This is a genomic window from Streptomyces sp. NPDC044061 (assembly GCF_056434305.1).
Genome location: NZ_JBWKFL010000001.1, coordinates 121,721 through 134,802, shown reverse-complemented (window position 1 = coordinate 134,802; position 13,082 = coordinate 121,721). Strand labels below are relative to the sequence as shown.

11 protein-coding genes are annotated in these 13,082 nt (G+C 73.8%); 9 read left to right on the top strand and 2 right to left on the bottom strand.

The annotated features are described in order from the left end of the window. The first annotated feature begins 254 nt into the window (after nt 1–254). The 3 genes from AC07CM_RS00590 to AC07CM_RS00580 all read left to right on the top strand — a co-directional run bounded on the left by AC07CM_RS00590 (nt 255) and on the right by AC07CM_RS00580 (nt 3,519). The gene (locus tag AC07CM_RS00590) at nt 255–902 is read left to right on the top strand and encodes a hypothetical protein (protein ID WP_478874102.1); all 648 of its coding nucleotides are present in this window, start codon (nt 255–257) and stop codon (nt 900–902) included. 221 nt (nt 903–1,123) lie between these two features. Continuing rightward, nucleotides 1,124–2,380, top strand: a complete 1,257-nt coding sequence (locus tag AC07CM_RS00585) for an aminotransferase class I/II-fold pyridoxal phosphate-dependent enzyme (protein ID WP_478874444.1) — start codon at nt 1,124–1,126, stop codon at nt 2,378–2,380. Next, nucleotides 2,377–3,519, top strand: coding sequence for an MBL fold metallo-hydrolase (locus AC07CM_RS00580; RefSeq protein WP_478874101.1), 1,143 nt, complete (start codon nt 2,377–2,379; stop codon nt 3,517–3,519). Before AC07CM_RS00585 ends, AC07CM_RS00580 begins: the two co-directional genes overlap by 4 nt. Here AC07CM_RS00580 and AC07CM_RS00575 read toward each other — a convergent pair. Both AC07CM_RS00575 and AC07CM_RS00570 read right to left on the bottom strand, forming a co-directional pair. Beyond that, nucleotides 3,479–4,111 carry a DedA family protein gene (locus AC07CM_RS00575; protein ID WP_478874100.1) on the bottom strand — a complete coding sequence of 211 codons (633 nt, stop codon included), beginning with the start codon at nt 4,109–4,111 and terminating at the stop codon, nt 3,479–3,481. The two genes, AC07CM_RS00580 and AC07CM_RS00575, sit on opposite strands and share 41 nt — an antisense overlap. After that, complete coding sequence (locus AC07CM_RS00570) at nt 4,108–4,881, bottom strand: MBL fold metallo-hydrolase (RefSeq protein ID WP_478874099.1); 774 nt, start codon at nt 4,879–4,881, stop codon at nt 4,108–4,110. The genes AC07CM_RS00575 and AC07CM_RS00570 overlap by 4 nt, the downstream gene beginning before the upstream one ends. 84 nt (nt 4,882–4,965) lie before the next feature. On the opposite strand from AC07CM_RS00570, the gene AC07CM_RS00565 reads away from it, so the two are divergent. From AC07CM_RS00565 to dnaK, 6 genes are all read left to right on the top strand, one after another. Beyond that, nucleotides 4,966–5,397: a hypothetical protein gene (locus tag AC07CM_RS00565; RefSeq protein WP_478874098.1), complete on the top strand. Its 432-nt coding sequence runs from the start codon at nt 4,966–4,968 to the stop codon at nt 5,395–5,397. A gap of 139 nt (nt 5,398–5,536) precedes the next feature. Then, entirely contained in the window at nt 5,537–7,561 is a 2,025-nt protein-coding gene (locus tag AC07CM_RS00560) for a phage holin family protein (RefSeq protein ID WP_478874097.1), read from the top strand. Between the two features lie 134 nt (nt 7,562–7,695). Continuing rightward, complete coding sequence (locus AC07CM_RS00555) at nt 7,696–8,757, top strand: ATP-binding protein (protein WP_478874096.1); 1,062 nt, start codon at nt 7,696–7,698, stop codon at nt 8,755–8,757. A gap of 56 nt (nt 8,758–8,813) precedes the next feature. Continuing rightward, nucleotides 8,814–10,547 (top strand): vWA domain-containing protein, encoded by a 1,734-nt coding sequence (locus AC07CM_RS00550; protein ID WP_478874443.1) that lies wholly within the window; start codon nt 8,814–8,816, stop codon nt 10,545–10,547. A 64-nt stretch (nt 10,548–10,611) separates the two neighbouring features. Next, nucleotides 10,612–11,037, top strand: coding sequence for an OsmC family protein (locus AC07CM_RS00545; RefSeq protein ID WP_478874095.1), 426 nt, complete (start codon nt 10,612–10,614; stop codon nt 11,035–11,037). 138 nt (nt 11,038–11,175) lie between these two features. Continuing rightward, nucleotides 11,176–13,056 (top strand): molecular chaperone DnaK, encoded by a 1,881-nt coding sequence (dnaK, locus tag AC07CM_RS00540; protein WP_478874094.1) that lies wholly within the window; start codon nt 11,176–11,178, stop codon nt 13,054–13,056. Nucleotides 13,057–13,082: the final 26 nt, after the last annotated feature.

Here is a 13,082-nt window from a genome sequence, read left to right as displayed (position 1 = left end):
ACCCCTCTCGTCCCCTTTCCGTCACTTCCCTTTCTGGGACCGCTTCCTCCCCCCCCGGGCCCCCCGCTTCCGCGCACTCCGCGGCCGCGGCGAGCCCCGGTACCGCCCGGCCCGGCGCCACGCCCACCGCGTCCGCGTCCTGCGCCCCCCTCGCCGGGCAGCCAACGGAGTCCCTCGACGCCACGGGGGCGGCTTCCGCGGACGGGGCGGGGGCATGCCGCGAGGGTCAGGAGCAGGGGCAGGTGGAGGGGGGTGTGTCCGGGCTGGTCCCGGACCAGGGGGAGACGCCGGGAGTGGTCCCGGACCAGGGGGAGACGCCGGGAGTGGTTCCGGACCAGGGGGAGACGCCGGGAGTGGTTCCGGACCAGGGGGAGACGCCGGGAGTGGTTCCGGACCAGGGGGAGACGCCCGGACTGGTTCCGGACCAGGCGGAGGCCGCGACGCCCACCCAGGGCGACGGAGACACGCCCGGCCTGGCCAAGGAGTCGCAGTCGGCGCAGGGACAGGCGACCGGGCAGGGGGAGGACCAGGACCAGGGCCAGGGGGAGGATCAGGACCAGGTCGAGAACCAAGGCCAGAGTCAGGGCACGGAGTGCGAGAACGGCTCGCGGACCTGCAGCGACGGGTCCGCACAGTGCCGGGAGTCCGGGCAGTGCCACGAGGACGGTCAGGAGTGTGCGGCGGGGGACTCCCACGGCACGACCTGCTCCGGCGGGCACGGTTGCCGCGACGCCGGGGCCGACTGCTCCCCGGCGACCGTGCAGAACGGGGTCGACGCCGGGGAGGGCGGCGCCTTCACCGACTCGGTGCCTGCGCTGGTCGCCGGCGGGGTGCTGATCGTCGCCGCCTGCGCGGGCGCCGCCCACCGGCTGTACGGCCGCAGGAGGGCCGCGTCCGGCTGACGGGCGGCCGGGGCGGGACGCATCGGGAAAATCCCAACAAGCTGAGCAAATCGGACCATGGGCCATGGAGGGCCGTCCGCCGGGTACACACCATCCCGAGGGCATCACCAGCAGGCACCGTGACCACCAGCCACGCAGCCGGCACCACAACTGCAGCCGAAGAGGACAGCACGGCCCGGACGGGAACACCACACGGCATCACGGACTGCGCGGAGGCGGACATGCGGCGGACGGATCCTGAGGGCCACGGCCCCGTCCGCTACGGGCCGCCGCTGCCCGGCGACGGCCTGCCCGTCCTCCCCGAACTCTCCGCCCACCTCGCAGCCGCGGCGACCCGCGCCGAGGCCCAGCCCGTCGGCGGCGCCCCCGCCCTGCTGGAGGCGGCCTGCGGCTACTGGACCCGGCGCGGGCTGTCCTGCGCCCCCGACCGGGTGGCCGTCGGCCCCGGCGCCCCCGCGCTGCTGCTCGCCCTGACCGCCGCGCTCTCCGGCGACGGCGGTGACGTGCTCGTGCCCCGCCCTTGCGCCGCCTGGTGGGCGCCCTACGCCCGGCTGCTCGGCAAACCCGTCTTCCACGTGCCGACACCGGCCGAGGGCGGCGGCGTCCCCGACCCGTACGCCCTGCTGGAGACCGTCCGGCGGGTCCGTGCCGAGGGCGGGGATCCCCGGCTGCTGGTGCTGTCCGTCGCCGACGACCCCACCGCCACCGTCGCCCCGCCCGAGCTGCTGCACGAGACCGTCGAGGCGGCCGCCGCCGAGGGCCTGCACCTGGTCAGCGACGAGACCTGGCGCGACACCCTGCACGCCCCGCGCGAGACCGTCCTGCTCAGCCCCGCCGAGATGCTGCCCGACCGGGTCACCGTCGTCACCGACCTGGCCGGCGCCCTGCTGCCGGCCGGCTGGCCCGCCGCCGTGGCCCGCTTCCCCTCAGGAGCGGAGGGGGCGCACCTCCACGCGCGCGTGCTCGACATCCTCACCGCGCTCGGCGCCCGGATCGCCGCACCGGTCGCCGCCGCGGCCGGATACGCCCTCGACGAACCCGAGCCCGTCGCCGAGCGCCGCGAGGCCGCCGTACGCCTGCACGCGCGCGTGGCCGCCGCCGCGCACGGCGCGGTCGTCGCGGCCGGCGCGCTCGCCCGGCCGCCGCAGGCAGGGCGCCACCTGTACGCCGACCTCGGCCCGCTGCGCGAAGCGCTCGCCGAGCAGGGCGTCGGCGACGCCCAGGAACTGGAGGACTTCCTCTCCGCCCGGCTCGGCATGCCCGCGCCCGGCGGCCACCGCTTCGGCGACGACCTCGGGGCGCTGCGCATACGACTCGCCACGGGACCCCTGCTGGGCGACACGGACGAGGAACGCACGGAATGTCTCACGTCACCCTCACCGTTGGAACTGCCACACGTGCAACGCGCGTTGATGTCCTTGAGGTCGGCCTTCGACGATCTCCGCGACGACGCTCAGCGACGGGAGCCTCCTCGATGACGCAGCAGACGCATGAGCCCGGGTCCGCCACCACGACCACGACCAGCCACGAAGCCGGTGCCCCCACGGCACCGGCTCCCCTCGCTCCGCCTTTCCCACCGCTGGCCGAGCCCCGCCCGCTGGGTGAACACCGCGTCTGGCCACGGACCTTCCACGACCGGCTCACCGCGCCCCTGCCCGGCCTCAAGGCCCTCGCCCGCTTCGCCCGAGAGGGCGCCGTACGCCCCGGCCCCGAGGGCCTCGCCGACATCGCCCGGCTCCCCTGCGCACCCGCAGCGGTGCCCCGTACCGGCATCGGCACACTCGCCGTCACCTGGGCGGGGCACGCCAGTTGGATCGTCCAGGTGGGCGGCCTGACCGTCCTCACCGACCCGGTGTGGTCCCGCCGCATCCTCGGCACCCCGGCCCGCATCACCCCCGTCGGCGTCCCGTGGGAATCCCTGCCGCGCGTCGACGCGGTCGCCATCAGCCACAACCACTACGACCACCTGGACGCGCCCACGCTGCGCCGACTTCCGCGCGACACCCCCGTGTTCGCGCCGGCCGGCCTCGCCGGCTGGTTCCGGCGGCGCCGGTTCACCCGCGTCACCGAGCTGGACTGGTGGGAGGGCGCCGAACTGTCCGGCGTCCGCTTCGACTTCGTGCCCGCCCACCACTGGTCCAAGCGCACCCTCACCGACACCTGCCACAGTCTCTGGGGCGGCTGGGTCCTCACCGCACCCGACGGGCAGCGCCTCTACTTCGCCGGCGACACCGGCTACGGCCACTGGTTCTCCCGCATCGGCCGCCGCTACCCCGGCATCGACCTCGCCCTCATGCCCATCGGCGCCTACGACCCCCGCTGGTGGCTCAGCGACGTCCACTGCGACCCGGAGGAGGCGGTCCGGGCCACGCTGGACCTGGGCGCGCGCAGGATGGCCCCGATGCACTGGGGCACGTTCGTCCTCTCGGCCGAGCCGGTCCTGGAACCGCTCACCCGGGCGAGGGCGGCCTGGGAGGAGGCGGGCCTCGAGCGCGAGGACCTGTGGGACCTGCCGGTCGGCGGCTCGAAGGTGCTGGACCGAACTCCCTTCAGGGGTACGGGGAACCCCGAGGGCGCTATCGCGAAACCCGCCGCACCACACTCGGAACCGCGCTGATCACCACGGTCAGCCCAACCGCCGCCAGCACGCCCTGCCACGGCTCCGGGAACAGGGAACCGCCCAGAATCCCGATGACCTGGTACGTCAACGCCCAGGCCAGACAGGCGGGCAGGTTGCCCCTGCTGAAGCGCCGCAGCGGCCACTCGGCCAGCAGACAAGCCAGCATGACCGGTATTCGCCCCGCGGGGACCAGCCGGGACAGCACCAGCACGGCGACCCCGTGCTCGCCCAGCTTCTGCTGCGCCTGCTCGAGCCGCTCCTCCGGCGCCCGGGACCGGATCGCCTCCAGCCACCGCGAGCCGTTCTTCGACCGCAGCCCGCGCCGCCCCAGCCAGTACAGCGCCGCGTCCCCGAGGAAGGCCGCCAGCGAAGCCGTCACGAAGACCAGAATCAGGGGGAACGGAGCCGTCTGATGGAACGCCACCACCGCGGCCGAACTCACCAGCGCCCCGGTCGGCACGACCGGCACCAGCGCCCCGATCAGCACCAGCAGGAACAGCGAGGGATAACCGAGTGCCTGCTGCGTGGACTCCGGCGGCACCGTGGACGTCGAAGCGGCGGCCAGCGTCAGGGCGGGCAACCATCTCACCGCGCGACCTCCAGCCGCACACTCTCCCCGTGCCCGAGCCGGTGCACGGCCACCTGCGGCGCGGTGGCGGCCGCCAGGCGTACGAACTCCTCGCCCGGCGCGTGGAACTCGTGCGGGCGGATCGCGTCCATGCCGATCGGCCAGTACGTCCCGTAGTGCACCGGCACCGCGACCCGCGGAGCCAGCAGGGCCAGCGCCCGGGCCGCCCGCCCCGCGTCCAGGTGCCCCTCACCCAGGTACGGTCCCCAGCCGCCCACCGGTAGCAGTGCCACGTCCACCGGCCCGACCCGCTCCGCCATGGTGTCGAACAGCCCCGTGTCCCCGGCGAAGTAGGTGCGCGCCTCCCCCTCGACGACATACCCGAGCGCGGGGGAGCGGTGCGGGCCGACCGGCAGCCGGCGCCCGTCGTGCCGCGCGGGCACCGCGCGGACCAGCAGGTCCCCGACCCGGACCGCGTCCCCCGGGGCGACCTCGGTGATCCGCAGCCGCCGCAGCCGGCGCAGCCCGGGTACCGCCCGTGGTGCGCCCCGGGGCACGAGCAGGCGCGTGCCCGGTGCGAGGGCGGCCAGCGAGGGCAGGTGCAGATGATCGGCGTGCAGATGGGAGACGACCGCCACGTCCGCGCGGTGGGCCTCGGTGGGCGGCACGGCGCCCCGGCGGCGGCGCAGATGCGCGAGCCGGCGGGCGAACAGCGGATCGGTGAGCACCCGTGTGTTCGAGTCCTGGAGCGTGCAGGTGGCGTGACCCCACCAGGTGATCTCCACCGGCACCTTCTTCGCCTCCTTCGCGCGACTCCCCGAAGCCTACGGGCAGGAGTATGGTCGGCGGCGAAACCCGGAGGTGAGGGGGACGCCATGGGACAGCTGCGGGGTGCCTCCGGCGGGCTCGCGCCGGTGCGGGTCACCGCCATCGCGAGCCTGACGCCCCTGGAGGAACTGGAGTCCGACCCCTTCCTCGTGGACTCCCGCAGCCAGCACGCCATGTGTGCCCGGTGGGCGGCGGAGCACGGCTACGTGGTCGTACGGGAACTTCTCGTCGGCGGGCTGCGTTTCGATCACTGCGCGCTGTGGGACGGGGTCCGGCCCGGCGTGGACGTGTTCGTCGCACCCAGCCGGCGCGTGCTGGAGCGCGCCCTGTCCTCGGTGGAGGAGTTCACCGCCGAGTGCGCGCGGCGCGGGGTGCGCGTGGAGACGGTGGGGCGGGCCGAGCCGTCGTACGACGCGCAGATGAAGGCACGGGTGCACCGCAGGCTGTCGATGCCGACGGCCGGCTACGACGGGCGGTGACGCCCTCCGGTCCGACAGGGCGGGTTCCGCCCCGTGTGACAAGGTGGAGGACGGGCGCCGTGAGCGAGCGGGCCGGGACGTGAGGTGTACGGGCGTGTGGTGGCGGCGGGTTGCCAGTCAGATCGGGCGGAGCGTCACGGTGTGGGCGGTCTCCACGGTCACCATGCTCCTCCTCGCCGGCCTCCTGCCCGACTTCAGGCTCCAGTCCGCGGCCGGCGACAGCGCCACCCGGATAGCCATCACCGCCGCGTGCGGCGCCGGCGCCTTCGGTGTGCTCTCGGCCGTGGTGTGGCCGCTCCTGGTACGGCTGCTGCTGCTCGTGCCCGCCCTGGTCCTCGGTCTGCTGGTGTTCTTCCTCAACGGCTCCCTGCTGCTGCTCGCGTTGCGCCTCAACCCCTCCGGGCAGAGCGAGGCGGCTCCGGAGACCGCCGTCATCGTGGCCGCCGTGATGTCCGCCGTCGCCTCGGCCACCGGCGGCGCCCTCGCCGTACGCGACGACGACGCGTATCGCCGCCGTCTCCTGCGCCTCGCCGACCGGCGCCGCGGAGCGGGGCCGCCCTGCCCGGCCACGCCCGGCCTGGTCTGCGTCCAGCTCGACGGCGTCGGCCACGACGTCCTCACCGACGCCGTCCGCAAGGGCCTGCTGCCGACGGTCGCCCGCTGGCTCGCGCCCGGCGACGGCGCAGAACCGACCCACCTGCTAACCCCCTGGCACACCGACTGGTCCAGCCAGACCGGGGCCAGCCAGCTCGGCATCCTGCACGGCAGCACCTTCGACGTGCCCGCCTTCCGCTGGTACGAGAAGGACCGGGACGAGGTGATGGTGTGCAACCGCCCGACGAGCGCCGCCGAACTGCAGCGCCGCGCCGTCCTGCGCACGGGCGACGACGGCCTGCTCACCGTCGACGGAGCCAGCCGCGGCAACCTGTTCGGCGGCGGAGCCGGCGAACAGGCCCTGGTGCTGTCCATCGCCACCCGCCGCCGCGGCCGGGAGAACCGGTCCCGCGCCGGTTACTTCGCCTACTTCTCCGACCCCGCCAACGCGGTGCGCACCGCCCTGTCCTTCGTCGCCGAGGTCGCCCGCGAGATCGGCCAGTCCACCCGGGCCCGCGTCCGAAGACAGCGGCCCCGGGTGGGCCGCGGCGGCCTCTACCCCTTCGTGCGCGCCTTCGCCACCGTCGTGGAACGGGACGTCGTGGTCACCGCCGTGATGGGCGACCTCCTCGCCGGCCGCACCGCCGTCTACGCCGACCTCGTCGCCTACGACGAGGTCGCCCACCACTCCGGGCCGCACAGCCGGGACGCCGAGAAGGTCCTGCAGCGCCTCGACCGGTCCCTCGCCCTCGTCGAGAAGGCCGCCGAACACGCCCCGCGCCCCTACCGGATCGTCGTCCTGTCCGACCACGGCCAGAGCCCCGGCGAGACCTTCCACGCCCGCTACGGCCTCACCCTCGCCGATCTCGTGCGGGCCGGCTGCGGACTGCCCGTGCCCCGCCGGGCCGAGCGCACCCGCAGCGGCGCCGAGGCCCGCGCCGCCGTCCGGGCGGCCCTGCGCCGGCCCGTGGAGGAGAAGGGCGAGGAGCACCGGCCCGCCCGTGGCTCGGAGCCGATCGTGCTGGCCTCCGGCAACCTGGGCCTGGTCTCCTTCCCGGACGTGCCGCACCGCATGTCCAAGGAGGAGATCGACGCCCGCCACCCCGCCCTGCTCACCACCCTCGCCAACCACCCCGGCATCGGCTTCCTGCTGGTGCGCAGCGAGGCGCACGACGGCGTACTGCTCGGTCCGTACGGCACCGAGATCCCGCTGGGCAGGCTGGACGAGGAGCCCGGCCCGCTGGCCCGCTTCGGCCCCGGCGCCGCCGACGCCGTCCGCCGCACCCACGCCTTCCCGCACACCGCCGACATCATGGTCAACTCCGCCCACGACCCCGCCGACGGGGAGGTGCTCGCCTTCGAGGAGCAGATCGGCTCCCACGGTGGCCTCGGCGGCGCCCAGTCCCGCCCCTTCCTGCTCTCCCCGCTCACCCTGTCCCCGCCCGCCGAGGACGGCGCGGAACCGGTCGGCGCCGAAGACGTGCACCGCGTACTGCGCCGCTGGCTGCGCGAGACGAACGGACCGCAGGTGCCGATCGGTACGGAGGCCGAGGAGGAGCAGGCCGCCTGAGCGTGGAGGCTCCCAGCGCCGGGCCGTGCAGAAAAATCACGTGACGGCCGCAACCGTCGGTTGAGAACCTCGACGGCGAGCAACCACGTACGCGAGAGCGGCGCCGGTTCAGGCGCAGAGAAGGGAACCCGGCCTTGCAGGCTGCCGTCACGGTCACTCCCGCCCGTCTGCCCGAGCTGCTGCTCGGGCTCGCCACCGTCCGGCCGGTCTTCCTGTGGGGCGCCCCCGGCATCGGAAAGTCCTCCCTGGTGCGGGAGTTCGCCGCCTCGCTCGGCCTGGAGTGCGTGAGTCTGCTGGGCACCCAGCTCGCCCCCGAGGACCTGATCGGCGTGCCCCAGATACGCGACGGACGCTCGGTGTTCTGCCCGCCGGAGACGATCGCCCGGGACGAGCCGTACTGCCTGTTCCTGGACGAGCTGAACGCGGCCACCCCGGACGTGCAGAAGGCGTTCTACTCCCTCATCCTCGACCGCCGCATCGGGAACTACGAGCTGCCCGAGGGCTCCATCGTGATCGGCGCCGGCAACCGCGCCACGGACAACGCCCTCGCCCGGCCCATCGCCTCCGCCCTGGTCAACCGGCTCGCCCACGTGCACCTGGAGGCCTCCGCCACGGACTGGCTCGCCTGGGCCGCGGGCAACGGCATCCACCCGTGGATCCTGGACCACCTCACCGACCGGCCCGACCACCTGTGGTCCAAGCCCCCCAAGACCGAGGAGCCGTTCTCCACGCCCCGCTCCTGGCACATGCTCTCCGACGCCCTGCACTCCTTCGGGTCCGACCTCGACGAGCCGACGCTGACCGTCCTCGCGCACGGCACGCTCACCCCCGCGCACGCCACCGCCTTCTGCGGCTACGTCAAGGTCGTCCGCAGCCGGTACGGGATCGAGGCGATCCTCAAGGGCGACGCCCGCTGGCCGCACCGCCCGCAGGACCGCGACCTGCTGTACTACCTCGCCGAGTCCTTCCGCGGCCGGCTCGTGAAGGAACTGCCCGTCAGCAAGGAGCACATGTCGGCGAACGGCCGGCAGATCGCCTACCGCGCCAAGTCGCTGCTGGTGCAGCTCGCCGAGATCTCCGTCGAGGTCGCCCAGACCGTCATCGCCTCCGACGCGGACGGCAACCCCGTTCTGCCCTCGTGGTTCCTGGTCGAGGCCGCCCGCGACATGCCGCGTCTGGTGGAGGCGCGGCGGTGAGCCGCACCGGGCCGAAGAAGAAGCGCGACCTCGCCGGGGAGGCGTTCGCCGAGGGGATGCGGCTGGTCCGGGCCAACCCGGCGCTCGCCGCGGTCGGCTTCGGCGCCTGCCGCAGCGAGACCTGCGCCCTCGCCCCGCACGACGGCCTGCTCGTCGTCGACTCCGACGCCACGGTGCACGCCCACCCCGACCGGCTCGCCGAGCCCGGCGCCTGGGCGTGGGCCCTCGCGCACGCCGCCCTGCACATCGGCTTCGGACACGTCCCGGCCGCCAAGGGCCGGCGCGAGCAGCCAGACCGCTACGACCTCGCCGCCCGCTGCGTCGTCGTCAACCGCTTCCTGCTCGGCTTCCCCGTCGGCACCACTCCCGAGGACCTGCCCGCGAGCTACCCCGACGGGGACGAGGAGCGGCTCGCCGCGCGCTGGCGGGCCCACGGCCTGCCGCCCGCCTACGAGCACTGCGGCACCGCGGCCGGCGCACCCGACCAGGTGCTCACCGAATGGCTGGCCTGGCAGGGCCCGATCCCGGACCGGCAGCTCGCCTTCGCCACCGCCCTGACCCGCACCGTGTCCGCCGCGATGGACATGGCCGGCGGGCGCCGGCACTCCCTGGACGGCGAGCAGACCGCACAGCGCCCCTGGCAGCAGGCCCTCGGCTGGTTCGTCTCCTCCTACCCGCTGCTCGGCGGCATCGCGGCCGGCATCACCCTCGTCGCCGACGCCGAACTCGCCCGCGCCCACGGCATCCAGATCGCCGCCGTGAACCCCGCGGCCGGCGAGATCTACGTCAACCCGCTGCGCACCTTCGAGGACGAGGAGTGGCGGTTCATCCTCGGCCACGAGATGCTGCACGCCGCCCTGCGGCACGGTGACCGCTGCGGCCCCCGCGACCCCTACCTGTTCAACGTCGCCTGCGACTACGTCGTCAACGGCTGGCTGGTCGAGATGCAGGTCGGCGCCATGCCGGAGGGCCTGCTGCACGACCCGGAACTGGCCGGCCTGTCCGCCGAGGAGGTCTACGACCGCATCGCCGGCGACCTGCGCCGCATGCGGCGCCTCGCGACCCTGCGCGGCAAGGGCACCGGCGACGTCCTCGGCGCCCCGCTGCGCCCGCCCGGCGACTACGTCGACCTGGACGAGTTCTACCGCCGCGGCCTCAGCCGCGGCCTGGACCTGCACCAGGCACAGGAACGCGGCTTCCTGCCCGGCGGCCTGGTCGAGGAGATCCGCGCGCTCAGCCACCCGCCGCTGCCCTGGGACGCGCAACTCGCGCGCTGGTTCGACGAGTTCGTGCCGCGCCCGGAGCCCGTACGGTCCTTCGCCCGGCCCGCCCGCCGCCAGGCCGCCACCCCGGACATCCCGCGCGCCGGCCGCTGGTACCCGCCGGAGGAGATCGCCCGCTGCACCTTCGGCGTGGTCCTCGACACCTCCGGCTCGATGAGCCGCACCCTGCTCGGCAAGGCCCTCGGCGCGATCGCCTCCTACGCCGAGGCCCGGGACGTACCGGCCGCCCGCGTGGTGTTCTGCGACTCCGCCCCGCACGACGCCGGCTATCTGCCGGTGACCGAGATCGCCGCCCGGGTACGGGTGCACGGGCGCGGCGGTACGGTCCTGCAGCCCGGCATCGACCTGCTGCACCGTGCGGAGGACTTCCCGCCCGGCGCTCCGGTGCTGGTCATCACCGACGGCTGGTGCGACGTGCTACGGGTGCGCCGGGAGCACGCCTATCTGATCCCGCATGGAAGTCACCTCCCGTTCACTCCGCGTGGGCCGGTCTTCAGAGTGCGATGAGCCCGGATGTGATCGGATAGGGACAGGGAGTCCGGAAACGGGACCACTCGCGAAAGGAACCATCGTGGCTACCACGCGCACCGCGCACACCGTCTGGGAAGGCAACCTGCTCGAGGGCAACGGCGTCGTCAACTTCGACTCCTCCGGCATCGGCCGACAGCCGGTCACGTGGGCCTCGCGCGCCCAGGACGCGAACGGCAGGACCAGCCCCGAGGAGCTGATCGCCGCAGCCCACTCCAGCTGCTTCTCCATGGCCCTGTCGCACGCCCTGGCCGGCGCCGGCACGCCGCCCACCCGGCTGGAGACCAAGGCGGACGTCACCTTCCAGCCCGGCGAGGGCATCACCGGCATCCACCTCACCGTGCGCGGCGAGGTGCCCGGCCTGGACGCGGACGGCTTCGCCTCGGCGGCCGAGGACGCCAAGAAGAACTGCCCGGTCAGCCAGGCCCTGACCGGTACGACCATCACTCTGACGGCCGAGCTGGCCTGACGCTCGTACGTCATTCGCGTGCCGCGTCCCCGCCGGGGGCGCGGCATCGCCGTTTCCCGGGAACCCGTGCATTGACAGCGCCGCTGGCACGTCCTGTGCTGGAAGTGCCGAAGGCGCCCGGGCGGAAGGGGACGGACCATGGCACGTGCGGTCGGGATCGATCTCGGAACGACGAACTCGGTGGTGGCCGTGCTGGAGGGCGGCGAGCCCACGGTCGTCGCCAATGCGGAGGGTGCGCGGACCACACCCTCGGTGGTGGCGTTCGCGAAGAACGGCGAGGTGCTGGTCGGCGAGGTCGCCAAACGGCAGGCCGTGACGAACGTCGAGCGCACCGCGCGCTCGGTGAAGCGGCACATGGGCGATCCGGACTGGCGCTTCCCCGAGCAGGGCTCCGTCGACGGCACCCGGCTGCGCGCCCAGGAGCTGTCGGCGCGGGTGCTGCAGAAGCTCAAGCGGGACGCGGAGGCCTACCTCGGCGAGGACGTCACGGACGCGGTGATCACCGTACCCGCGTACTTCGACGACGCCCAGCGGCAGGCCACCAAGGAGGCCGGGGAGATCGCCGGCCTGAAGGTGCTCAGGATCATCAACGAGCCGACCGCGGCCGCCCTCGCCTACGGCCTGGACCGCGGTGAGGAGCAGACCGTCCTGGTCTTCGACCTCGGGGGCGGCACCTTCGACGTGTCCCTGCTGGAGATCGGCGACGGCGTCATCGAGGTGAAGGCCACCAACGGCGACACCCGCCTCGGCGGCGACGACTGGGACCAGCGGGTCGTCGAGCACCTGGTCAAGCGGTTCAAGGGGCAGTACGGCATCGACCTCGCGGCCGACAAGATGGCGGTGCAGCGGCTGCGGGAGGCCGCCGAGAAGGCCAAGATCGAACTGTCCTCCTCCTCGGAGACCTCGATCAACCTGCCCTACATCACCGCCTCCGCCGAGGGTCCGCTGCACCTGGAGGAGAAGCTGACCCGCGCCCAGTTCCAGGAGCTGACGGCGGACCTGCTGGACCGCTGCAAGAAGCCCTTCCACCAGGCGGTCAAGGACGCCGGTGTGCAGCTGGCCGCGATCGACCACGTCATCCTGGTCGGCGGCTCGACCCGGATGCCCGCCGTCACCGACCTGGTCAAGGAACTCACCGGCAAGGACCCGCACAAGGGCGTCAACCCCGACGAGGTGGTCGCCGTCGGCGCCGCCCTCCAGGCCGGCGTCATCCGCGGCGACGTCAAGGACGTGCTGCTGCTGGACGTCACCCCGCTGTCCCTGGGCATCGAGACCAAGGGCGGCATCATGACCAAACTGATCGAACGCAACACCACGATCCCGACGCGCCGTTCGGAGATCTTCACCACCGCCACCGACAACCAGCCCTCGGTCGGCATCCAGGTCTACCAGGGCGAACGCGAGATCGCCGCCTACAACAAGAAGCTCGGCGTCTTCGACCTCACCGGCCTGCCGCCGGCCCCGCGCGGGGTGCCGCAGATCGAGGTGGCCTTCGACATCGACGCCAACGGCATCATGCACGTCTCCGCGAAGGACCTCGCGACCGGCCGGGAACAGAAGATGACCGTCACCGGCGGCTCCGCGCTGCCCAAGGACGACATCGACCGCATGATGCGGGAGGCCGAGCAGTACGCCGAGGAGGACCGCAAACGCCGCGAGTCCGCCGAGACCCGCAACCAGGCCGAACAACTCGTCTACCAGACCGAGAGGTTCCTGGCCGACAACCGGGACCGGGTGCCCGCCGACACCCGCACCGAGGTGGAGACGGCCGTCACGGAACTAAAGACGCTGCTCGAGCAGAACGCCGAGACCACCGCCCTGCGCACGGGAGCCGAGAAGCTCGCCACGGTCAGCCAGAAGATGGGCCAGGCGATGTACAGCCAGGCCCAGCCCTCGGCCTCCGGCGGTCCGGACGCGTCGGCCGGCGCGGCCGGGGAGCAGGGCGCACCGGACGACGAGGGCGTGGTGGACGCGGAGATCGTGGACGACGAAAGGGAGGAGAAGGGCGGGGCGGCCTAGGGCCAGGGGCGGTGGCCGCGGGCGGT